23 protein-coding genes are annotated in these 21,964 nt (G+C 67.9%); 15 read left to right on the top strand and 8 right to left on the bottom strand.

The window, feature by feature from the left end; genetic code table 11:
* The first annotated feature begins 213 nt into the window (after positions 1 to 213).
* The 3 genes from typA to AC06G6_RS14035 all read left to right on the top strand — a co-directional run bounded on the left by typA (position 214) and on the right by AC06G6_RS14035 (position 3,709).
* Complete coding sequence (gene typA, locus AC06G6_RS14045; protein ID WP_307460214.1) at positions 214 to 2,142, top strand: translational GTPase TypA; 1,929 nt, start codon at positions 214 to 216, stop codon at positions 2,140 to 2,142.
* Positions 2,143 to 2,256: 114 nt separating this feature from the next.
* Positions 2,257 to 2,553: a hypothetical protein gene (locus AC06G6_RS14040; protein WP_479823008.1), complete on the top strand. Its 297-nt coding sequence runs from the start codon at positions 2,257 to 2,259 to the stop codon at positions 2,551 to 2,553.
* 346 nt (positions 2,554 to 2,899) lie between these two features.
* Positions 2,900 to 3,709, top strand: coding sequence for a type IV toxin-antitoxin system AbiEi family antitoxin domain-containing protein (locus AC06G6_RS14035; protein WP_479823006.1), 810 nt, complete (start codon positions 2,900 to 2,902; stop codon positions 3,707 to 3,709).
* A 239-nt stretch (positions 3,710 to 3,948) separates the two neighbouring features.
* Here the strand turns inward: AC06G6_RS14035 and AC06G6_RS14030 are convergent, their stop codons facing one another.
* Positions 3,949 to 4,194, bottom strand: coding sequence for a putative acetyltransferase (locus AC06G6_RS14030; RefSeq protein ID WP_479823004.1), 246 nt, complete (start codon positions 4,192 to 4,194; stop codon positions 3,949 to 3,951).
* Positions 4,195 to 4,360: 166 nt separating this feature from the next.
* Between AC06G6_RS14030 and fdxA the strand changes: the two genes are divergently transcribed.
* The 5 genes from fdxA to AC06G6_RS14005 all read left to right on the top strand — a co-directional run bounded on the left by fdxA (position 4,361) and on the right by AC06G6_RS14005 (position 8,946).
* A complete protein-coding gene (gene fdxA / locus AC06G6_RS14025; RefSeq protein WP_226762298.1) occupies positions 4,361 to 4,687 on the top strand; it encodes a ferredoxin in 327 nt (108 codons plus the stop codon).
* Between the two features lie 12 nt (positions 4,688 to 4,699).
* Positions 4,700 to 5,848 carry a succinyldiaminopimelate transaminase gene (dapC, locus tag AC06G6_RS14020; RefSeq protein ID WP_479823002.1) on the top strand — a complete coding sequence of 383 codons (1,149 nt, stop codon included), beginning with the start codon at positions 4,700 to 4,702 and terminating at the stop codon, positions 5,846 to 5,848.
* A 228-nt stretch (positions 5,849 to 6,076) separates the two neighbouring features.
* Complete coding sequence (locus AC06G6_RS14015; protein WP_307460197.1) at positions 6,077 to 7,360, top strand: citrate synthase; 1,284 nt, start codon at positions 6,077 to 6,079, stop codon at positions 7,358 to 7,360.
* 236 nt (positions 7,361 to 7,596) lie between these two features.
* On the top strand, positions 7,597 to 8,277 hold the full coding sequence (locus tag AC06G6_RS14010) for a TetR/AcrR family transcriptional regulator (RefSeq protein ID WP_479823000.1): 681 nt from the start codon (positions 7,597 to 7,599) through the stop codon (positions 8,275 to 8,277).
* Positions 8,278 to 8,334: 57 nt separating this feature from the next.
* Positions 8,335 to 8,946 (top strand): hypothetical protein, encoded by a 612-nt coding sequence (locus tag AC06G6_RS14005; RefSeq protein WP_307460191.1) that lies wholly within the window; start codon positions 8,335 to 8,337, stop codon positions 8,944 to 8,946.
* A gap of 52 nt (positions 8,947 to 8,998) precedes the next feature.
* On the opposite strand, the gene AC06G6_RS14000 is transcribed toward AC06G6_RS14005, so the two are convergent.
* Both AC06G6_RS14000 and dapD read right to left on the bottom strand, forming a co-directional pair.
* Positions 8,999 to 9,850, bottom strand: coding sequence for a hypothetical protein (locus tag AC06G6_RS14000; protein ID WP_479822996.1), 852 nt, complete (start codon positions 9,848 to 9,850; stop codon positions 8,999 to 9,001).
* 67 nt (positions 9,851 to 9,917) lie between these two features.
* The gene (gene dapD / locus AC06G6_RS13995; RefSeq protein WP_479822994.1) at positions 9,918 to 10,928 is read right to left on the bottom strand and encodes a 2,3,4,5-tetrahydropyridine-2,6-dicarboxylate N-succinyltransferase; all 1,011 of its coding nucleotides are present in this window, start codon (positions 10,926 to 10,928) and stop codon (positions 9,918 to 9,920) included.
* 90 nt (positions 10,929 to 11,018) lie between these two features.
* On the opposite strand from dapD, the gene dapE reads away from it, so the two are divergent.
* Complete coding sequence (gene dapE, locus AC06G6_RS13990; RefSeq protein ID WP_479822992.1) at positions 11,019 to 12,173, top strand: succinyl-diaminopimelate desuccinylase; 1,155 nt, start codon at positions 11,019 to 11,021, stop codon at positions 12,171 to 12,173.
* A gap of 169 nt (positions 12,174 to 12,342) precedes the next feature.
* On the opposite strand, the gene AC06G6_RS13985 is transcribed toward dapE, so the two are convergent.
* From AC06G6_RS13985 to AC06G6_RS13970, 4 genes are all read right to left on the bottom strand, one after another.
* Positions 12,343 to 13,176: an amino acid ABC transporter permease gene (locus AC06G6_RS13985; protein WP_479822990.1), complete on the bottom strand. Its 834-nt coding sequence runs from the start codon at positions 13,174 to 13,176 to the stop codon at positions 12,343 to 12,345.
* Positions 13,173 to 13,823, bottom strand: coding sequence for an amino acid ABC transporter permease (locus AC06G6_RS13980; protein ID WP_307460175.1), 651 nt, complete (start codon positions 13,821 to 13,823; stop codon positions 13,173 to 13,175). The genes AC06G6_RS13985 and AC06G6_RS13980 overlap by 4 nt, the downstream gene beginning before the upstream one ends.
* Positions 13,824 to 13,921: 98 nt before the next feature.
* Entirely contained in the window at positions 13,922 to 14,803 is an 882-nt protein-coding gene (locus AC06G6_RS13975) for a glutamate ABC transporter substrate-binding protein (protein ID WP_307460172.1), read from the bottom strand.
* A gap of 59 nt (positions 14,804 to 14,862) precedes the next feature.
* Positions 14,863 to 15,618 carry an amino acid ABC transporter ATP-binding protein gene (locus AC06G6_RS13970; protein ID WP_479822987.1) on the bottom strand — a complete coding sequence of 252 codons (756 nt, stop codon included), beginning with the start codon at positions 15,616 to 15,618 and terminating at the stop codon, positions 14,863 to 14,865.
* Positions 15,619 to 16,044: 426 nt separating this feature from the next.
* Between AC06G6_RS13970 and AC06G6_RS13965 the strand changes: the two genes are divergently transcribed.
* The 4 genes from AC06G6_RS13965 (at position 16,045) to AC06G6_RS13950 (ending at position 18,964) form a co-directional block, all read left to right on the top strand.
* Complete coding sequence (locus AC06G6_RS13965; RefSeq protein ID WP_479828688.1) at positions 16,045 to 16,779, top strand: LOG family protein; 735 nt, start codon at positions 16,045 to 16,047, stop codon at positions 16,777 to 16,779.
* Between the two features lie 43 nt (positions 16,780 to 16,822).
* Positions 16,823 to 17,185: a DivIVA domain-containing protein gene (locus tag AC06G6_RS13960; RefSeq protein ID WP_479822986.1), complete on the top strand. Its 363-nt coding sequence runs from the start codon at positions 16,823 to 16,825 to the stop codon at positions 17,183 to 17,185.
* Between the two features lie 95 nt (positions 17,186 to 17,280).
* Entirely contained in the window at positions 17,281 to 18,564 is a 1,284-nt protein-coding gene (locus AC06G6_RS13955; RefSeq protein WP_479828687.1) for a hypothetical protein, read from the top strand.
* Between the two features lie 232 nt (positions 18,565 to 18,796).
* Entirely contained in the window at positions 18,797 to 18,964 is a 168-nt protein-coding gene (locus AC06G6_RS13950) for a DUF3117 domain-containing protein (protein ID WP_160664543.1), read from the top strand.
* A 145-nt stretch (positions 18,965 to 19,109) separates the two neighbouring features.
* Here the strand turns inward: AC06G6_RS13950 and AC06G6_RS13945 are convergent, their stop codons facing one another.
* The gene (locus AC06G6_RS13945; RefSeq protein ID WP_307460162.1) at positions 19,110 to 19,742 is read right to left on the bottom strand and encodes an O-methyltransferase; all 633 of its coding nucleotides are present in this window, start codon (positions 19,740 to 19,742) and stop codon (positions 19,110 to 19,112) included.
* A gap of 282 nt (positions 19,743 to 20,024) precedes the next feature.
* Here AC06G6_RS13945 and sigE point away from each other — a divergent pair, with 282 nt between their 5' ends.
* Both sigE and AC06G6_RS13935 read left to right on the top strand, forming a co-directional pair.
* Positions 20,025 to 20,657, top strand: a complete 633-nt coding sequence (gene sigE, locus AC06G6_RS13940) for an RNA polymerase sigma factor SigE (RefSeq protein WP_479822985.1) — start codon at positions 20,025 to 20,027, stop codon at positions 20,655 to 20,657.
* Between the two features lie 8 nt (positions 20,658 to 20,665).
* On the top strand, positions 20,666 to 21,832 hold the full coding sequence (locus AC06G6_RS13935; RefSeq protein ID WP_479822983.1) for a hypothetical protein: 1,167 nt from the start codon (positions 20,666 to 20,668) through the stop codon (positions 21,830 to 21,832).
* Positions 21,833 to 21,964: the final 132 nt, after the last annotated feature.

Raw genomic sequence — 21,964 nt, 5'->3', positions numbered from 1 at the left:
ATATCCAGTGATTTTACTCACACCTGGCGCGCCGATCCCCCGTCCTGACTACCCGGCCGGGACGCCGGGAATGAGGGATTTTAGGCCAATAAATGCCTTAGCGTTTAGAATGGATGAAGGTGCCCTGTGCCAAAGGGGCGTATCCGTCGTGCGTTCCGGTTGGAAATGTCGCGATACAACAGCTGACTTCACCACTGAATCGAGCAATAACGCATGTCTGAAACCACCACCAACACCGCGGTAGCCACTGCATCGCGCAGTGACCTGCGCAACGTCGCGATCGTGGCCCACGTTGACCACGGCAAGACCACCCTGGTCGACGCCATGCTCAAGCAGACCAACTCCTTTGCCGCCCACAACCACCTCGAAGACCGGGTCATGGACTCCGGTGACCTCGAGCGTGAAAAGGGCATCACCATCCTGGCCAAGAACACCACGGTGGCCTACAACGGACCGTCCTCCAAGGGCGAGACCATCACCATCAACGTCATCGACACCCCCGGCCACGCCGACTTCGGTGGCGAGGTCGAGCGCGGCCTGTCCATGGTCGACGGCGTTGTCCTCCTCGTTGACGCCTCTGAGGGCCCGCTGCCCCAGACCCGCTTCGTCCTCCGCAAGGCCCTCGCCGCGCACCTGCCGGTGATCCTCCTGGTCAACAAGACCGACCGTCCCGACGCGCGGATCGACGAAGTTGTGCACGAGTCCATGGACCTGCTCCTGGGCCTGGCCTCCGACCTCGCCGACGAAGTTCCGGACCTCGACCTGGACAAGATCCTTAACGTCCCCGTCGTCTACGCCGCCGCGAAGGTCGGCCGCGCGTCCCTCGAGCAGCCCGCCGACGGCTCCGCCCCGGAGAACGAGGACCTCGAGCCGCTGTTCCAGGCCATCATCGAGCACATCCCGGCGCCGACCTACAACCCGAACGGTGTCCTCCAGGCGCACGTCACCAACCTGGACGCCTCCCCGTTCCTCGGCCGCCTGGCGCTGCTGCGTATCTACAACGGAACCCTGCGCAAGGGCCAGACCGTTGCCTGGGCCCGCGCCAACGGTGAACTGAAGAACGTCAAGATCACCGAACTGCTGGCCACCAAGGCGCTGGACCGCGTCCCGACCGAGTCCGCAGGCCCCGGCGAGATCGTCGCCGTTGCCGGCATCGAGGAAATCACCATCGGTGAGACCCTGACCGACGTCGACAACCCGCAGCCGCTGCCGCTGATCACCGTTGACGATCCGGCCATCTCCATGACCATCGGTATCAACACCTCGCCGCTGGCCGGCCGGGTCAAGGGTGCCAAGGTCACGGCCCGCCAGGTCAAGGACCGTCTGGACAAGGAACTGATCGGTAACGTCTCCATCAAGGTGCTCCCGACCGAGCGCCCGGACGCCTGGGAAGTCCAGGGACGTGGCGAGCTCGCGCTGGCCATCCTGGTCGAGCAGATGCGCCGCGAAGGCTTCGAGCTGACCGTCGGCAAGCCGCAGGTTGTCACCAAGATCGTCGACGGCAAGGTCCACGAGCCGATGGAGCACATGACCATCGACGTGCCGGAAGAGTACCTCGGCGCCGTCACGCAGCTCATGGCTGCCCGCAAGGGCCGCATGACCAACATGGCGAACCACGGCACCGGCTGGTGCCGCATGGAGTTCATCGTTCCGGCCCGTGGCCTGATCGGTTTCCGCACCAAGTTCCTCACGGACACCCGCGGCGCCGGCATCGCAGCGTCCATCTCCGAGGGCTACGAGCCCTGGGCCGGCCCGATCGAGTACCGCACCAACGGTTCGATGATCGCTGACCGCGCCGGTGTTGTGACCCCGTTCGCGATGATCAACCTGCAGGAACGCGGATCCTTCTTCGTTCGCCCCACCTCCGAGGTCTACGAGGGCCAGATCGTCGGCGAGAACTCCCGCGCCGACGACATGGACGTCAACATCACCAAGGAAAAGAAGCTCACCAACATGCGTGCCGCTTCCTCCGACACCTTCGAGAACCTGACGCCCCCGCGCGACCTGACCCTCGAAGAGTCGCTCGAATTCGCCCGCGAAGACGAGTGTGTCGAGGTCACCCCGGAATCCATCCGGATCCGGAAGCTCATCCTGGACGTCAACCAGCGCGCCAAGTCCAACCGCGCCCGCGCGAAGGTCTAGTCTTCGCGTTCTGCGCTGAAGAATCGGATCGTTTGTGAATAAGAGAGCTGCCGGTATGGCAGGCGGTATTGCCGCCGCCGTGCCGGCAGCTCTTTTGCTGCCCTCGCCGGCACGATGCTGCACGGGCAGGACCTCCTGGTCGCGGGTGTCGAGGTGCCGTGGGGTGCCGCCGCCGCGCTGGTGCTGCTGGGCTCCGTTGAGCTGTGGCTCGGGGCCACGTTCCGTTCCGCGCTCCCGACGGCGGTCTGCGGCGCGCTCTGCTACGCGCTGGCCGGCTGGTGGTCCACCCTCGAAAACGGCAAACGCCTCATCGTCGGCGACCTGGCCGGAAACCTCTGGATCTACGGCATCGCGGTCGTCACTATCGGCATGCTGGCCTGGTGCCGGCGCTACCGGCCGGCCACGGCGTAGCCACAACCTCCGCATCACCGCACGCCACCCTGCCTGGGGGGACATGCCCATTCTTCGCCCTCCGCCCCGGGGGACATGCCCATTTTTCGTGGCCAAGGAGGGACATTAGGGCACTATGTCCGTCCGCTGCGCCTGCCGCGGGACATGCCCCTTCTTCGCTCCGCCCGCAGGCGGGACATGCCCCTTCGCCGTGCTGCCCGCGGACATGCCCACTGCTGTCCAGGGACGTGCACCGGGTCCGCCGCGGAACAGGTCCCCACCCGGCCCGGTCCGCCGGGCATGCCCTTTTGCACATAGCGGCTCCCTGCCCTGTTCCTGCCCGGGGCCTGGGCGCCACGATGTCCGCATGGTCAATGTCATGGAAGTACTTTCACGTTACGACGGCGTCGCCCGCGCCAAACACCTCGCTGCCGCGGGAGTCTCGGACTTCCAGCTCAAGGCAGCCCTGTCCCGGGGCGCCGTCTCCCGCGTCGCCCGCGGCGTTTACGCGGTCCCGGGCGCCGATGCCCAACTCGTCGCCATCCGGTCGCTTCCGGCCGAACCCGCGTGCGCCACAGCGGCGCAGTTCCAGGGGCTCTGGGTGCTCGAACTGCCCGGGCAACCCCACATTGCGATCACCCACAGCCGCCCCTATCCAGGCTTCATCTGCCACCGCTCCGCCGCGCCGCCCGCCCTGCTGGACACCGTTGTTCAAAGCCTGCGATGCCTCCCGGAACTCGACGGCCTCGTCATTGCCGAGTCCGCCGTCGTCGTCAAAGGCCTAAGCCTCTCGGCGCTGCGGCAGCGGCTGGCCGGGCGCAACGACGCGAGGGAGCGCCGGCTGGTGGGCAGGATCGTCCCGCAATCGCAGTCCATCATCGAGTGCATGGCCCGGTACTGGCTGCGCAGGGCGGGGTTCCATGTGGAGTCCCAGGTCAACATCCCGGGCATGGGCCACCTTGACCTCATGGTCGACGGCCGGCTCGGCATTGAGACCGACGGGGCCGCCTTCCACATGGACCGGGCAAGCTTCGAGGAGGACCGGCGCCGCTGGAACGTCACTACCCGGCTCGGCATACCGACGCTTGTGGTCAGCTACCCGCTACTGCTGAACCGGCCCGATGAATTCATCGCAATGGTCCGCGACGCGCTCAACAGCATCTCCGCTGCGGCCTAGCGCCGGACCTGTCCTCCGAGTCGCGGTTTCCCACTCATGCAAATTTTGAGCACATACAGCTACGGCTGGACATGTCCCACGTTCGCCGACCGGACCGCGGGGACATGTCCAGCGGGTGCCGCCGCGAATGAACATTGTGGCCATATGTCCATTGGCCGAGGCCGGGGGAGGGCATGTCCAGCGGGCGGGGAGGTGTGAGGCAGGCTGGGCTGGGCGCGGGAGGTGCCGGGCCAGGGGGCTCAGGGGTGCTGGCGCGGGGCGCGGCGCGGCGGCGGGGGCGGGACCTGTTTGGCGGCCACCACCAGCGGCAGCGGGATCACGACGTCGGAGCGCCCGGTGCGGATGGTGCACCCGTCCTCGGTGCGCGCCACCAGCTCGCCCAGGGCGTCCGTCAGCCCGCCCTCAATCCGGTACCTGACGACCACCCGGGTGCCGGGCTCGGCGGCGGCCAGGAACTCTTGGGGGGACGGCTTCGAGGAACTCACCCGTTCATACTAGGTCGGTTGGATTCCAGAGTGCGGACCCGTGTGACGCCCGGCTAGGTTCGCGGGAACCGGCTGGGAGATAATAGGCTCAGAAGTCAGCAGCCGGCGCTCAGGCCGGGAGCAGTTGTCCGGCACCTGCCGGAACCAGAGTGGAGAGGCCAGGGACGTGACGTACGTAATCGCGCAGCCGTGTGTAGATGTCAAGGACAAGGCATGTATTGAAGAGTGCCCCGTCGATTGCATCTACGAGGGTGAGCGTTCCCTGTACATCCACCCCGACGAGTGCGTGGACTGCGGGGCCTGCGAGCCGGTGTGCCCCGTGGAGGCCATCTACTACGAGGATGACACTCCCGAGGAATGGGCCGACTATTACAAGGCCAACGTGGAGTTCTTCGACGATCTGGGGTCCCCGGGCGGGGCCGCGAAGGTCGGCAACACCCACACCGACCACCCGATGATCGCCGCCCTGCCGCCGCAGAACCAAGAGAGCTAAGGCGGGGCGTCGGTGACTTCTGCGCTGCGCAGCTTCGGCCTCAGCCTGCCCGACTACCCGTGGGAAGCCCTGGCGCCGTATCTGGCCCGGGCTGCCGAACACCCCGGGGGACTCGCGAACCTGTCCATCGGCACGCCGGTGGACGCCACCCCCGCGGTGGTGCAGGAGGCCCTGCGCGGGGCGGCCAACGCTCCCGGCTACCCGACGGTCCACGGCACGGCCGGGCTCCGGGAAGCCATCGCGGCGTGGTTTGAGCGCCGCCGGGGCGTCCCCGGGCTCGATCCCCAGGACATCATGCCCACCGTGGGCTCCAAGGAACTCGTGGCCTGGCTCCCGTTCCTGCTCGGCCTCAAACCGGGCGACGTCGTCGTCCGCCCGACGGTCGCCTACCCCACGTACGACATCGGCGCCACGTTCGCCGGTGCCGACCACATCGCCGCGGACGACCTGGACGAGCTCGACGCCGCCACCCGCGCCCGGGTGCGCCTGGTCTGGATCAACTCCCCGGCAAACCCCACCGGCAGCGTGCGCGACGCCGAATCGCTGCGCCGGATCGTCCGGCAGGCCCGCGAGCTCGGCGCCGTCGTGGCCTCGGACGAGTGCTACGCCGAACTCGGCTGGGGCGAATGGGACCTCCAGCGCGGCGGCTCCCCGGTGCCCAGCATCCTGGACCCGCAGGTCGCGGAGGGCTCACATGAGGGCCTCCTGGCCGTGTACTCGCTGAGCAAACAGTCCAACCTGGCCGGCTACCGCGCGGCGTTCGTCGCCGGTGACCCCGCCATCGTGGCGAACCTGGTCAACAGCCGCAAACACGCCGGCATGATCGTTCCGTACCCGGTCCAGGAAGCCATGCGGGTTGCCCTTGGCGACGATGCCCACGTCCAGGCGCAGAAGGACCTGTACCGCGGACGCCGGGAACGGATCGTGCCGGCCCTTGAGCGCTTCGGGCTGACGATCCACGAATCCCGGGCCGGGCTCTACCTCTGGGCCACCGCGGGCGAGCCCACCTGGGACACGGTCGGCCGGCTTGCGGACCGCGGGATCGTCGTTGGCCCGGGCGTGTTCTACGGCGACGCCGGCAACGGATTCATCCGCGTGGCGCTCACGGCAAGCGATGAGCGGATCGACGCCGCCGCCTCCCGACTGGCCGCAGGCGCGTAACAAAGCAGTGACACGTGCCACAACTGACGCGTTTTGGGTAGTACCGGACGGCCTTGGATTAGTGCCACCCGGAAACTGAAGGTAGTTTTTAACTGACTATCAATGGTGGCTTTCCACAAGAAGGCAGCGCAGCCGTTGGAATCCGTGGCTAAAACAGGTTCCGTGGGCGGCTTCACCAAGAGTTGGACCAGCTTTCTACAGAGGCCCCGACGCCTCAGAGGAGACTCCATGACTGAGACCACCAGCGCAACCCTGCGCCATGCCGGCGGGGAACTCGTACTCCCGCGCATCCAGGTTGTAGAAGGAAACGAAGGCTACGACGTTTCCAAGCTGCTGAAGCAGACCGGTGCCGTTGCCTTTGACCCCGGCTTTATGAACACCGCAGCAACCACCTCCGCGATCACCTACATCGACGGCGACGCCGGTGTCCTGCGGTACCGCGGCTACCCGATCGAGCAGCTCGCCCAGCACTCAAGCTTCCTGGAAGTTTCCTACCTGCTGATCTACGGCAACCTGCCGACCGCCACGGAGCTCGAAGCCTTCGACCAGCGGATCCGCCACCACACCCTGCTGCACGAAGAGCTCAAGGGCTTCTTCAGCGGTTTCCCGCGCGACGCCCACCCGATGCCGGTGCTGTCCTCGGCCGTGTCCGCGCTGTCCACGTTCTACCAGGACTCGCTGGATCCGTTCAACGCGGAGCAGGTGGAAGTCTCCACCTACCGGCTGCTGGCCAAGATGCCGGTCATCGCCGCGTACGCCCTGAAGAAGAGCATCGGCCAGCCCATGCTCTACCCGGACAACTCCCACAACCTCGTGGAAAACTTCCTGCGCCTGAGCTTCGGCCTCCCGGCCGAGCAGTACGAGGTGGACCCGGTCGTCGCCAAGGCACTGGACCTGCTCCTCATCCTGCACGCCGACCACGAGCAGAACTGCTCGACCTCCACGGTCCGGCTGGTCGGCTCCTCCAACGCGAACCTCTTCGCCTCAGTGTCCGCCGGCATCAACGCCCTCTTCGGCCCCGCCCACGGCGGCGCCAACGAGGCCGTGCTGAAGATGCTGCGCCAGATCCAGGCCGACGGCACCAAGCCCGAGGACTACATGGAGAAGGTCAAGAACAAGGAGGACGGCGTCCGGCTCATGGGCTTCGGGCACCGCGTCTACAAGAATTACGACCCGCGCGCCAAGATCGTCAAGGCCACGGCGCACGAGATCCTCACCAAGCTCGGCGGCCACGACGAACTCCTGGAGATCGCCCTGCGCCTCGAAGAGAAGGCCCTGAATGATGACTACTTCATCCAGCGCAAGCTCTACCCCAACGTGGACTTCTACACCGGCCTGATCTACAAGGCCATGGGCTTCCCGGAAAAGATGTTCACCGTGCTCTTCGCGATCGGCCGCCTTCCGGGCTGGATCGCGCAGTGGCGTGAGATGATCAACGACCCGAACACCAAGATCGGCCGCCCGCGGCAGCTCTACATCGGCGAACCGGAACGCAACTACCCTTCCGTGTAGTTCGTAGTAGACAAAAGCAGCAACAAGAGCACGACGCCGGCCGCTCACCCCACGGGGTGCGCGGCCGGTGTCGTTGGACCGGGTCCCGCGACGGGGCAGGCTGACCGACGATCCCGCGCCCGGGCAGGCTGACCGGCCATCCCGCACCCGGGCGGCGGCCGGCCCGCCGCGCGGCCGTCGGACTGCCGACGGTGTGGCCCGCAGCCGTTCGCGCACATCCGTGCTAAAAAAGACGAATGCCCAAATTTGTCGACGCCGCTTTGCGGCGCCAAGAAGTGGTCGAAGCGGTCTTCCGGATCGTCGCAGCAGACGGGCTCGAAAGGGCCTCGCTCCGCGAAGTCGCGGACGAGGCTGAACTGGCGGTCGGATCGGTCCGGCACTACTTCGCCAGCAGCGACGAGCTCCTGGCGCACTCCTTCGGGGTCGTCGTGGACCGGATTGTCCGCAGGCTGGCGGCGGCCGATGAGCGCCTCGCGGAATCGCAGCCCGGCACTCCGGAGCACCACGAGGGTGTGTTAACCCTGCTGGGTGAGTTTCTTCCCCTGGATGAGGAGCGCGCCGTCGACGCCTGCGTCTGGATGGCGTTCAAGGCAGCGGCCAGGACCAAGCCGTTCCTCGCCCCGGAAGCGGACCGGAGCCACCGCGCCGTGGCCGCCATCGTCGGGCGGCTGGTGATGGAACTGTCCGCCGGGGCCGGGGCCGGGGCCGGGGCCGACACGTCCGATGCCGCCGCGGCCGGTTCCGACGCGGGGGCGGAGCAGCAGCGGCTCGTCACCGAGGCGGAACGGCTTCTGGCCACCCTGGACGGGCTCACCCTGCACGCCCTGTTGCAGCCTGAATGGATGACCGCGCAGATGTGCAGCGACGTGTTGGAGTCCCACCTCAACGGGCTGGGCAGCTACGCTGGCAGACATTAACGTGCGTTAACTTGGGGAATACACTGGAAACGTACGTCTTGCCAAGGAGGCAATTGGATGCACCACACAGGCGGGCCGGGCTGGCGGATCACCATGGACACTTCGGGTCCCATGCTCATTGCACTGTACGTTCGCGACGCAGCCGGCCTGGACACCGCGGGGCACCCGGCACTCTGCCACGCGGCACCGAAGATCCGGCCTGCGGACCACACGCACCTCATTGCGGAGGTGGGCGGGATCAGTGCGCTCAAGACGGAGTGGGAAGCCTGGTGGGAGCAGCTGCTCAAGGCCCATCCCGAGATGTCGCCGGAACTGGGCCCGCCCGGGTTCCGTGCCTTCAGTAATTCCCCGGCCCTCCGGCGTGTGTTGCAGGCGCATTTCGGTGCGGCGCTGTCCTGGGCACGGGAACGCCGCAGTGAGTACCTGGCCCTGGAGGCCGAACGTGAGGCCGCCGGCGGGGTGCAGCTGCTGCAGGACATGGTGGAGGACAGGCTGCTGGAGGTGGGCCGGGCCGCCAATGATTTCAACCTGACCATCATCGAGCTGCCGCTGGCCGAGCCGCGGGCCTGGTACCTGGAGCCGGACAAGATCATCATGAGCTCGGATCTGCTGTCCCAGCCGGAACTGTTCCGCAGCTATGTCCAGCCGGTAGTGGACCTGCTGGTCTGAGTCCGCACGCACCGCACGGACCGCACGCACGGACGTATCTGCGGACGTGACGCTACTGCGCCGGCGCCTCCGCGACAGTGACCCTGACCTGTCCCGCCGGGACCTCGGAGGCCTGCCAGCCGTTGCGGTCCAGCCGCGTCCAGCGGCGCCCCTCGGTCTGGACTTCCGTGATGGAAAGGGCCTTGGCGTTGGCAACCGCCCACTGGGCCACAGCCCACGCCCGGTCGCCCTCGGCCGCCAGGACGAGGGTGCGGCCCTCCGTGGATGCCGGGACCGCCCCAAAGTCGGAGGTAAGGCGTTCCTGCACGGCCGCCGGGTCGCCGGCCGCGTCGGGGTCGCGCAGCGTGCAGTCGAGGCCCGCGGCCGTCTGTCCGGTCAGCGACGACGCGAAGGCGCGGGCCATCGCCTCGTGCTGGGCGTAGGCGTCCGGGTAGGCGGAGCGCTGGACCCGCTGTGCGGCGTCGGTGATTTCCAGCGTCTGGTAGCCCGGGACCTTCACCAGGGCATCGTAGAAGGCATTGCTCGCGTGGTACGGGTCCATGACCTGTTCCGTGGTGCCCCAGCCCTGCGAGGGGCGCTGCTGGAAGAGCCCGCGGGAGTCAGGGCCGGCCTTGTCACCGTGGCCGATATTCCGGATCTTGGACTCCTGCATGGCCGTGGCCAGCGCGATGCTGGCGGCCCGGGCCGGGAGCCCGCGGCGGACGGCGACGGCGGTGATGAGTCCGGCATTGGCCGCCTGGTCGGTGGCGAGCTGGGCGGTGCCGCCGCCCGCTGCCGTGCAGCGTTCGGTGATGAGGACTTCCGAGCGCTGGACGAACGCCACCGCCGTGTACACACCGCCCGCCACCATGACCAGGGTCAGCAGCAGCACAACCCAACGGCGCAAGCTGCCTCTGCGTGCCACGAAACTACTCCCTCAGGCCCGTCCGGGGCCGGTTCATGCTGCTAACGGTTGGTTTCCGCACCCAACCTTAGTTGGCGTGCAGGGCCTCGTTGAGTTCGACGGTCTGGCCCTTGCGCGGGAGGACCTCCACCTCGCCGGTGGAGGAGTTGCGGCGGAAGAGCAGGTTCGGGACCCCGGAGAGCTCCACGGCCTTGACGATCTGGCTGGTGTCCTCGCCGTCGGCGTCTTTGGCCCCGACCACACGGATGCGGGTTCCAGCCGTGACGTACAGGCCGGCCTCGACGACGGAGTCGTCGCCGATGCTGATGCCCACGCCGGAGTTGGCGCCCAGCAGGACACGCTCGCCCAGGGAGATCTTTTCCTTGCCGCCGCCGGACAGCGTCCCCATGATCGAGGCGCCGCCGCCGACGTCGGACCCGTCACCGGCGACCACACCGGCGGAGATACGGCCTTCCACCATGGACGTGCCCAGGGTGCCGGCGTTGAAGTTCACGAAGCCCTCGTGCATGACCGTGGTGCCCTCGGCCAGGTGCGCGCCGAGGCGGACCCGGTCGGCGTCGGCGATGCGCACGCCGGAGGGGATGACGTAGTCGACCATGCGCGGGAACTTGTCCACGCCGTAGACCGTGACGGCGCCGCGCTTGCGCAGCCGGGCGCGGGTCAGTTCGAAGCCCTCGACGACGGCGGGCCCGAAGTTGGTCCACACCACGTTGGGGAGCTTGCCGAAGATTCCATCGAGGTTGATGCTGTTCGGCTGAACGAGGCGGTGCGAGAGCAGGTGCAGGCGCAGGTAGGCGTCGGCGGTGTCGGCCGGGGCCTCGTCGAGGTGGATCTGGGCGAACACGACCTTCTGCTCGGTGCCGCGGTCGGCGTCGGCACCGGTCGCGGCGATGTCGAGCAGCGACTGGTCCGCGTTCGCGACGTCGCGGAGGCTCTCCGTTGCGGTGCCGAGGGCCGGAGCCGGGAACCAGACGTCCAGCACGGTGGCGTCACCGTTGCCGGTGGCGATCGTGGCGACGCCGTAGCCATAGGCGGAGCGGGCGTCTGCGGGCACAGCGGAAGAAGCGGTTTCAGTCATGCCCCCAAGTCTATAGACGGCGCCCGCTGTCCCTGAAACCGGTGACAGCCGGGAGCGGCGCCGGGGGAGCGCAGCGGATAAAGTGGGACGGTGACTGCCCCGGACCTGAACTCACGCCCGACCTCCCGCCCCCACGCCGCCGCCCGGTTGGACCCCCGCCAGGACGTGGCGCTGCTGACCGCCAGGCTCATCGACATCTACAGCGTCTCCGGTGCGGAGCAGGAACTGGCCGACGCCGTGGAGCATGCCCTCCGCTCCGTCCCGCAGCTGGAGCTGGTCCGCGACGGCGACTCGATCATTGCCCGCACCAACCTCGGCCGCGCGGAACGGGTCATCCTGGCCGGGCACCTGGACACGGTGCCCCTGCCGACCACGGAGGGATCCCTCGGGACCGTCCCGTCCTACTGGCCCTCGGGCTCGCCCGGCGAGGGCATCCTCTACGGCCGCGGTGCCACCGACATGAAGGGCGGCGTCGCGGTTCAGCTGGCGCTGGCCGCCGGGCTGTTCGACGGCGGCGCGGAGCCGGACAAGGACGTCACCTTCGTGTTCTACGACCACGAGGAAGTCGAAGCCGTCAAGAGCGGGCTCGGCCGGCTGGTGCGGAACCACGGCCACCTGCTGGGCGGGGACTTCGCGATCCTGCTCGAACCCACGCACGGGACCGTGGAGGGCGGGTGCAACGGCACCATGCGCTTCGAGGCGACCACGGTCGGCGAAGCCGCGCATTCGGCCCGGGCCTGGATGGGCAGCAACGCGATCCACGCCGCAGCGCCGATCCTGGCCCGGCTCGCGGCCTACGAGCCACGGACCATCACCGTGGACGGCCTCGATTACCGGGAAAGCCTCAACGCCGTGAAGGTCAACGGCGGGACGGCCGGCAATGTCATCCCGGACCGGTGCGTCGTGGAAATCAACTACCGCTTCGCCCCGGACAAGACCCCGGATGAGGCGGAGCAGCATGTCCGGGACCTGCTGGAGGGATTCGACGTCGTCCGCACCGATAGTGCCGCCGGCGCCCGGCCGGGACTCAACCACCCCGCCGCCGCGTCCTTTGTCGCCGCTGTGGGGGCCGCGCCCAAGCCCAAGTACGGCTGGACCGACGTCGCGCGCTTCAGCGAACTGGGCATCCCGGCGGTGAACTTCGGTCCCGGGGACCCGCTGCTGGCGCACAAGGACAACGAACACGTCGAGGCCGACGCGATCCGCGAATGCCTGCGGGTCCTGCGGAGCTGGCTCACGGCCTGACTCAGGCAGGGCAGCAGCCAGTACAGCAGGTAACACGGCAGGCGGTACCGCCGCGAAACGCCACAGGCGTTGCAGCCGGCAACACAAAGGTCCGGAACCCCTCGCGGGATTCCGGACCTTTGTGCGTGCGGTGCAGCCTTGGTGAGGCGCAGGCTGCACCGCCGGGGAGTTACTTGACCGGGATCCCGGCGACCGGAACGTGCACGACGCCGCCGGCGGCCTTCTTGGAACCGCGCTTCTCGATCCAGATCGCGAGCCGGGAAACGGAGAAGTTGATGGCGATGTAGATCGCCGCCGCCACGAAGAACACCGGGAACAGGTAGTCCGGGCCGAGGAAGTCGGCCATGATCTGCACTTTGCGCAGCAGTTCCTCGTAGGACACGATGTAGCCGAGCGAGGTGTCCTTCAGCAGCACCACGAGCTGGGCCACGAGCGAGGGCAGCATGCGCCGGATCGCCTGGGGCAGTTCGATGCTGCGCCGGGAGGCGAAGCTGGTGAGGCCGATCGCGAGGCCGGCTTCACGCTGGCCCTTCGGCAGCGACTGGATGCCGGCGCGGATGATCTCGGCGAAGATCGCCGAGTTGTACAGCACCAGGCCGGCGACGACGGCGGCGAAAGGAGCGGTCGCGAACACCAGCAGCACGAAGAACATCATCAGGACCACGGGCATGCCGCGCAGGAACTCCAGCGCGATCCGGGTCGGGATGCGGATCCAGGCTACGTCGGAGATGCGCATGAGGCACAGCACAAGCCCCAGCGGGAACGCGATGACGGCGGCAAGTGCCGCGGCGGAGAGTGTGGCGATGATGCCGTTGCCGATCAGCACCCAGACCTCGGGAATCTGGAAAACGGCCCAGCGTTCGGGTTCGAAAATTCCCTGCGCGGCGAGGATGGAGACCGCCCACCAGAGCAGCCCGGCAATCGCGACGGCGCCAACGATGGAGCCGATCAGGGAGACACGGCGGGCCTTGGGGCCGGGGACGTCGTAAAGGACCGAAGTCATCGGGCGATCGCCACCTTTCGTTCAACCAGGTTGGCGAGATAGCCAAGGGGGACGGTGATCAGCAGGTAGAAGAACGCGACGCCGACGAGGACCCACAGCACGGCGTCGCCGTGGGCGTTGGCGAGCTGACGGCCGTAGCCGAAGAGCTCCAGGACGTAGAAGGCTCCGGCCACCGAGGAGTTCTTCACCAGGGCGATGAGGATGTTGATCAAGGGCGGGATCACCGTGCGCAGCGCCTGCGGCAGGATGATCAGGGTAAGGACCTGGCTGAACTTCATGCCGATGCTGCGGGCGGCCTCGGCCTGGCCCACGGGGACGCTGTTGACGCCGGAGCGCACGGCTTCGGCGATGAAGGCCGAGGTGTAGGCGCTCAGGGCGATGATGGCGGCGACCTCGAACTGCTGGAACGTCACCCCAAGCCGGGGAAGGACCACGGCGGCGAAGAAGAACGCGATGGTCAGCGGGGTGTTCCGGACGATCTCCACGTACGTCATGCTGAAGCCGCGCAGGGCGGCGATGGGCGAGACACGGGCTGCTGCGAGCAGGGTGCCGAAAATCAGTGCGAAGATCCCCGAGACCACGGACAGGAAGAGGGTTCTGAGAAAACCGTCCACATATGCGGGAAGGTTTTCAATGATGACGTCCATAGGTTCCTTAGGCTGCCTTGAGGGAAGTGGAGCGGGAGACGGGAATGGCGGTTACCGGGGCCGCGTCGGGCGCGTGCCCCGGCAACCGCCACACCTGGCTAGTAGCGGTCGATCGTGGGAAGGGCGGGCGCGGTCTTGATGACCGTTCCGGCGGTGTCTTCCCAGGCCTTCTTGTAGGAACCGTCCTTGTCGAAGGCTTCCAGCTGGTCATTGATCCACATGCGGAAAGCGGTGTCGTCCTTCTTCAGGCCGATGCCGTAGGGCTCCTTGGTGAAGGTCTGGTCCGAGGCCAGCTTGAAGGCGTCCGGCTCCTTGGCCACGAAACCGGCCAGGATGACGTTGTCGGTGGTGATCGCTTCGACCTGCTTGTTGCGCAGCGGCTCGAGGCAGGCGGAGTAGGTGGCAGCCGGGACGAGGACTGCTCCGTATTTCTCGACGATCGTGGCGGCCGGGGTGGAACCGGTCACGGAGCAGACGTTCTTGCCCTTGACGTCTTCGGGCTTGGTGATGGACGTGTTGTCCTTGTTGACCATCAGTGCCTGGCCGGCCTCGTAGTACGGGCCGGCGAAGTCGACTTCGGTCTTGCGCTTGTCGTTGATCGTGTAGGTGGCGACGATGAGGTCGACCCTGCCCTGCTTGATGAACTGCTCGCGGTTGGCGGAGACCGTCTCGACCCACTCGATCTTGTCGGCGGCGATGCCCAGCTTGGCGGCGATCAGCTTGCCGATTTCGACGTCGAACCCGATGGGCTTGCCGTCGAGGCCCTTCTGGCCGAACAGGGGCTGGTCGAACTTGGTGCCGATGATGATCTTGTCGGCGGATGACAGCTTGGCCATGGTTGAATCGGCAGCGAAGCTCGGCTTCTCGGCCACGGGCGGGTTGGAAGAGGAGGTGCTGCCGCCGCAGGCGCTCAGGCTGAGGGCCAGAGCCGCGGACGCGGCAACCAGAAGGGATTTCCTTCGGGTCAAAAATGCCATCATGACGTACCTTTCATTGGACGGCCGCCTTGCGGCGGCCAGGGTGCGAACTCGGAGGGAACTCAGTGGGTCAGCAGCTTGGAGAGGAAGTCCTTGGCGCGGCTGCTCTTGGGGTTTGTGAAGAACTCTTCGGGAGTGGAGTCCTCGACGATCTGGCCGCCGTCCATGAACACCACGCGGTGCGCGGCCTTGCGGGCGAAGCCCATCTCGTGGGTGACCACGATCATGGTCATGCCCTCCTTCGCCAGCTGGATCATGACGTCGAGGACCTCGTTGATCATTTCCGGGTCCAGAGCGGAGGTCGGCTCATCGAAGAGCATGACCTTCGGCTTCATGGCCAGGGCGCGGGCGATCGCAACGCGCTGCTGCTGGCCGCCGGAGAGCTGGGCCGGAAGTTTCGGCGCCTGGTGCCCCACGCCGACGCGCTCCAGCAGGGCCATCGCGTCCTTGTCGGCCTCGGCCTTCGAGAGGCCCTTGACCTTGATCGGGCCGAGCGTGACGTTTTCAAGAATCGTTTTGTGGGCGAAGAGGTTGAAGGACTGAAAGACCATCCCGACGTCGGCGCGCAGCTTGGCGAGTTCCTTGCCCTCGGCGGGCAGTTCCTTGCCATCGATCTTGATCACGCCGTCGTCGATGGTCTCGAGGCGGTTGATGGCACGGCACAGCGTTGACTTGCCGGAACCCGACGGTCCGATGACGACAACAACCTCGCCCTTGCGGACATCGAGGTTGATGTCCTTCAGGACGTGCAACTGGCCGTAGTGCTTATTGACGGCATTCAGGGAGACGAGGGCATCGCCGGGCACTTGAGTAGTCATAAGAAGAATCTAGCGAACATCCGCGGATTATGACCGCAATCACTCCCACTTCCTACAGATCGTGATTCAAGAGATACCTGCAGGTCAGCCTGCCAGCGGCGTCCTCGGGTAGTCTGCGGGGCCGGCCGGGCATCTTGCGCCGGCGCCCGCACGTCCGGGCCGTGCCGGACGGGCGCTCACGGGGAAGCGCGCTAACCTGTGGGCATGAGTACCGATCCGCAGCAACAGGGACCCCCGGCCGCCGCCGCAAAATCCGCCGGAAAAACCGCCGGAAATCAAGCCGGCAAAACAGCCGGTAAGACCGTCGGAGAGGCGGCCGGTCAGGCCCCCGCCAAGACCGCCGGCGAACCCCGCGACATTCCGGCCCCGGCCGGGATCAGGCACAAGGGTCCGCTGGAGCTGCGGCGCAAGGCTGCCAAAGTCACGATGTCCGACCGGACCCTGCTGGACACGAAGGGACCCGGACAGTTCGTCCACACTGACCCGTGGCGCGTCCTCAGGATCCAAAGCGAGTTCGTGGAAGGGTTCGGCGCGTTGGCAGACCTGGGCCCGGCGGTCAGCGTCTTCGGCTCGGCGCGGACCGTGCCCGGCAGCCTGAACTATGAACTCGCCGTCGAGGTGGGGCGCCAGCTGGCCGAAGCCGGGCTGGCAGTCATCACCGGGGGAGGACCCGGCTCGATGGAGGCCGCCAACAAGGGCGCCGTGCAGGGCAACGGCGTGTCCGTGGGTCTCGGCATCGAGCTGCCCTTCGAACAGGGGATGAACCAGTGGGTGGACCTGGGCATCAACTTCCGCTACTTCTTCGCCCGCAAGACCATGTTCGTGAAGTACGCCCAGGGGTTCATCGTGCTGCCGGGCGGCCTCGGCACGCTGGACGAACTCTTCGAAGCGATGGTGCTCGTCCAGACCCGGAAGGTCACCTCCTTCCCGATTGTCCTGATCGGAACAGCGTTCTGGAGCCCCATGGTGGAGTGGATCCAGAACACGCTGGTGGCCGAGGGAATGATGTCCGAGGAGGATCTGGACCTGCTGCAGGTCGTCGATGATCCGGCGCTCGCCGTGGAGCTCGTGGTGGAAGGCGCCGCCCGGCACCGGAACCCCAACGGCACCGGGGCCGGGAACGGGAACGGCACCGGCCCCGCCGGCGGCACGCGGGCCTAACGGCCCACCCGCCGGACCCACCGGCGTCTGGCACGATGGGGGAGTGAGCTTTTTCCTGATCTTCCTGGCGATTGCGCTCGTCGGCGCCGCTTTCCTCCTCGGCACCGGCCGGGCGGCGGGGTTCTTCCGCCGGCGCCGCGGGACGGACGCCGGTGAGCCGCGGGTCCTGGACGACGGCTTCGACCAGCCGGTCGCCAACCTCCCGCCGGTGCTGCTGCCGGCCGAGGCGGAGCCGGCCGACGTCGACCGCCTCCGGTTCGCCATTGGCCTGCGGGGCTACCGGATGGACCAGGTGGACCAGGTGCTGGACGAGCTGCGGGACCAGCTCGCAACGAAGGACCGGAAAATCGCGGACCTCGGGGCCGAACTGGGACGCCGGCGGCACGGACCGGAGCGTACCCCGTGAGCAGTGACCCGCCAAAGGCGCACCTGCCGGCGGCGGTGCAGCCGCACAGCCGTGAGGAGCAGGCGGGCGGACCCCGCAGCTCCGGGCTGCGGGACCTGACCGACGCGGCACGGAGCGGCGTCGCAGCGGCGGCGGGCCGGGCGGCGCACTGGCCCTGGTGGGTTCAGGTCGGCGTCCTCTATGTCGCCGCCCGGTTCGTCAGTGCCTGCATCTTCATGGCCGCTGCCCTGCACCAGGGCGTGAACCCCTGGTTTCCCGCGAAGCCGGATTACTGGTCCTTCGTCAATATCTGGGATGCCCGCTGGTACGGCGAGATCCTCCTGAACGGCTACCCGGACGTCCTTCCGACCGACGGTGCCGGGAACGTCCAGGAGAACGCCTGGGCGTTCTATGCGCTCTTTCCCGTGCTGGGCCGCGTGGTCGCGGGGGTGACCGGACTGCACCCGGCGCTGAGCCTGACGCTGATCGCCATGGTGTGCGGGCTGGGCGCGGCCCTGGTCATCTACCGGCTGTTCCGGCACAAGGCATCGCACCGGACCGCGCTTTGGGGAACGGTGTTCGTTTCCACCTTTCCGGTGTCCCCGGTGCTCCAGGTGCCCTACGCCGAGTCGCTGAACCTGCTCCTGCTGGCCGCGGCCCTGCTGCTGGTGGTGACACGCCGCTACCTGTGGGCCCTGCCCGTCGTCGTGCTGATGTGCCTGTCCCGGCCGACCGGCGTGCCGTTCGCGGCGATGGCGGGCCTGCTGTTCCTCTACCGCGGGTGGCAGTCCTACTCGGCGTCCCGCCGCCCGGCACGCGGGGATGACCCGGACCCGGCGGACGGCGGGCAGCCGGGCGGCGTGCCGCACACCGTTGTGCCGCACACCGGCGCCCAGCTCTGGTCCCTCGCCGGACTGACGGCGGTCAGCGGGCTGGGGGCCCTGATGTGGCCGGGGATCGCCTGGGCAGTCACCGGGGACATCGAGGCCTACACCAAGACCGAAACCGTCTGGCGCGGCCACGACCTGGTGCCGTTCAAGCCCTGGTTCGACACCGGCATCCTGCTCTTCGGGCCGGTGCTGGGCGTGCTGGCGCCGTTCGTTTTCGTTGCCCTGTTCGCCTTGCTCCTGATGAGCCGTCCGGTGCGGGCGCTGGGCACGGAACTGCGGCTGTGGTGCGCCTGCTACATGGGCTACCTGCTGCTTTTCCTGCACCCGCAGACGAGCACCTTCCGGATGCTGCTTCCGCTGTTTCCGCTGGCTCTCGCCGCGGCCCTCATCTCCCGGTCCCGCGCGTACCGCGGCACGGTGGTGGTCATGTTCGTGCTGCTGCAGATTGTCTGGATCGTCTGGCTGTGGGCCTGGGCTCCGCTGCCCGGCGGCGGGGACTATCCGCCGTGACCCGCGGCACCTTTGGCGGCTGCCGGCCCGGCACGACGCGGCGCGTCGGAAAGTCCAACGATTAGCTACAGCCGCGTTGTTACGCGATAATAGTTGGTAAGCAAGGACAAGAAGCAAACTGAGTATATGGCCCTGATGGCACCCATCACGGCCGCCGGGCAGCTTGATTGACTAAGCGGACGCAGCCCGGCCGGGCTGGTATGTCACTGGACTAATGGAGGGGATATTCCTTATGGCGGCAATGAAACCACGCACCGGCGACGGCCCGATGGAAGTTACCAAAGAAGGACGAAGCTTGATCATGCGTGTTCCGCTCGAAGGCGGCGGACGGCTCGTGGTCGAACTCAATTCCGCCGAAGCTGCCAACCTGAAGGAATGCCTCGTCGGCGTCACCGAATAGCGTCAAGGAATACTTGACAGCGGGCGGGGCCCGCAGCCGGAGGGCTGCGGACCCCGCCCGCTTTTTGCTGTCCTGCGGCGGAACTGCCGCAGCCCTCGACTGTGATTTCCCGACGGCTACTTTTGGACGGCCAGTTTTTGTACAGCTACTTTTTGACGGCGACCAGCAGGCCGTCGCCGGTGGGCAGCATGGCCGACGCGAGGCGGTCGTCGTCGCGGATGGCCCTGCCCACCTGGCGCAGGATCACGGTGGTGGCGTCCCGTGCGGCCGGGTTGGCGACGCGGTCCTTGTCCAGCGCATCGTTGACGATCAGCAGGCCGCCGGACTTGAGCAGGCGGATGGCCTGCTCCACGTAGCCCGGGTAGTTCGGCTTGTCGGCGTCGATGAAGACCAGATCGTAGGCGGCGTCGGTCAGCCGGGGGAGGACGTCGCGGGCCCGGCCGGAAATGGTCCGCGTGCGGTTGGCCGGGCTGCCGGCCTCCTGGAACGCTTCCCGTGCGGCTTTGAGGTGTTCGACGTCGACGTCGATGGTGGTCAGGACGGCCTGCGGACCCAGGCCGCGCAGGATGCAGACGCCCGAGACGCCCGCGCCGGTGCCGATTTCGACAGCGGTCTGGGCCTTGGAAGCGGCGGCCAGGACGGTCAGGACGGCCCCGACGCCCGGGCCGACGGGGGTGACGCCCAGTTCGAAGGACCGTTCGCGCGCGTGCAACAGGACCTCATCCTCGGCAGGCAGATCTTCTGCGTAGGACCAGCTCGTGGACTTATCGGCGCTCATGGATTTCGCTTTCTGGGCGGCAGGGGGATTGTTCCCTCCAGCGTACTGTGTCAGGCGGTACCCCGCCGGGAGGCGCCCCCGCTGCGGCGGCCGCACTGCGGCCCCGGCGGCCGGTTTCTGCCGTGGGCGGAAGGACCGCCGGCGTCAGGAAATTCCCAGCTTGATTTGAAATGATGGATATCCGCTCATCCGCGAGGTGATCGGCGCCGAATCACGGATGCAGGAGCTTGCAGCCGCAAGCACCGTCCACGGCGTAAGCACCATCCACGAGGGGAGCGGACAATGTCGATAGCGGCAGCTGTCCCTGCAACTGAACAGTCCCAGCCCGCGGCGGAGGCCGAGTGGGTCCGGCCCACCTGGGAGGAAGTGGTGACCAACCACTCCGCAAAGGTGTACCGCCTCGCGTACCGGCTCACCGGCAACAAGTACGACGCCGAGGACCTCACCCAGGAAGTGTTCGTCCGCGTCTTCCGGTCGCTGGAGAACTTCAAGCCGGGAACGCTCGACGGGTGGCTGCACCGGATCACGACCAACCTCTTTTTGGACCAGGCGCGGCGCAAGAGCCGGATCCGTTTCGACGCCCTGGCCGATGACGCCGAATCCCGTTTGCCCGGACGCGAGCCCGGCCCCGAGCAGAGCTTCGAGTTCAACAACCTGGACGTCGACGTGCAGGCCGCCCTGGAGGAACTTCCCCCGGATTTCCGCGCCGCCGTCGTCCTCTGCGACCTTGAAGGCCTGTCCTATGACGAGGTCGCCGTAGCGCTGGGCATCAAGCTCGGCACGGTCCGCTCCAGGATCCACCGCGGCCGGACCATGCTGCGCGAGAAGCTCGCACACCGCGACCCGCGGCCGCAGACGGCCAAGGCCTCGCTGAAACCGCGCCTGAAGTTGCCGCGCATCGCCGGTCTCCTCTGACCCAGGCAATGCGTCTGCTGAAACGACTGCTCCGGGGCCCGCACGAACGGCGGCCCCGGCACGTGGACTCCTGCGCGGAATGCCGGCTCCGGCAGCGCCGGGAACGCCAGTACCTGGAGCGGCTGCGCGGCGCCGAAGTGCCCGTGGCCAGCAATGACCTCACCGCACGGCTGCTCGCCCGCACCGCGGACCTGGCCCGCAACGAAGCGCCGGGCGCCCCGCCGGCTGCCCGCGGATTCCGTCCGGCCCGCGGATTACGTCCTGCCCGCGGTTTCCGTCCTGCCCTTCGGGCAGCGGTGCTCGTCGCCGGGACCGCGGCGGCCGCCACCGCGCTGCTCGGCGGATCGGCCTACCTGCTGGGCGGGGACCGCGCCCCGACGGCCGCCGGCGCATCCGCCCCGGTCTTTCTGCAGCGGGACCTTGCCGCCTCGGGGGCTGCTGCTGCCGCCGTCGAGGCCGGGCCCGGGGCGCCGACGGGGTGGAGCCTCACCGGCGAACCCGATTTCACCCCGGCCGGAGCACTCACGGACGAACAGCTCGCGTCCCTGCGCTCCGCGGGCTGGACCTGCCCCGAACTGCGCGAACTCGGCTACCACCTCGTCTGGGCCAGGACAGGGGTGCACGCCGGCGGCGACATCCTGGAACTGCGCCTCACCGACGGCCGGAATTTCGCCACCGTCCTGGAACAGCACAGTGACACCCGGGACAGTGACACCCAGGACAGTGACCAGGACAGTGACGCCCGGGAGAGCGGCGTGCCCGGGCAGACCGGCAGCCCGGGCGCCGGGCCGCAAACCGCCCCGCCGGCACCGGTGAACGTGCTCACGGGCCGCCCGGCGACGTCGGACGGCTTCACCGCCGCAGCGGTGCCGGCAGTGGCCGACGCGGCGGGCGACGGGACAGGAGCCGGCCGCGGGACCCTGTGGGTACACCAGGCAGCCCCCTTCGCTGCGATCTACCAGGCGGGCGGGGTCACCTTCACCTACGTCTCGGACCGGCCGGCCGAGCAGGCCGACGACGGCGTGGCCGCCCTCGTGCGGGCCCGTTCCGCGGCGGCGGGTCCGGCCGGCAGCGGGGCATCGGGGCAGGTCGCAACAGTCGACGGCGCCGGGGACACTTTCGCCGCGCGGATCGAGCGCGGCATGGGCAGGATCATGGAGCTGCTGGCCCCGTGACCGGCCTGCGCCGGCCCGAGGTGAGAGCTCGCGCCCATGGGCCGCACGGCAATGGGCGCGAAATATCACCTCGGCGGTGGCACCGGCCGAGGGGGCATGCCCCGTGTGTCGCGGCCGAATCGTCCCAGCCCC

The organism is Arthrobacter sp. CJL-S3 (assembly GCF_056711635.1).
This window is presented reverse-complemented; position numbering and strand designations above follow the sequence as displayed.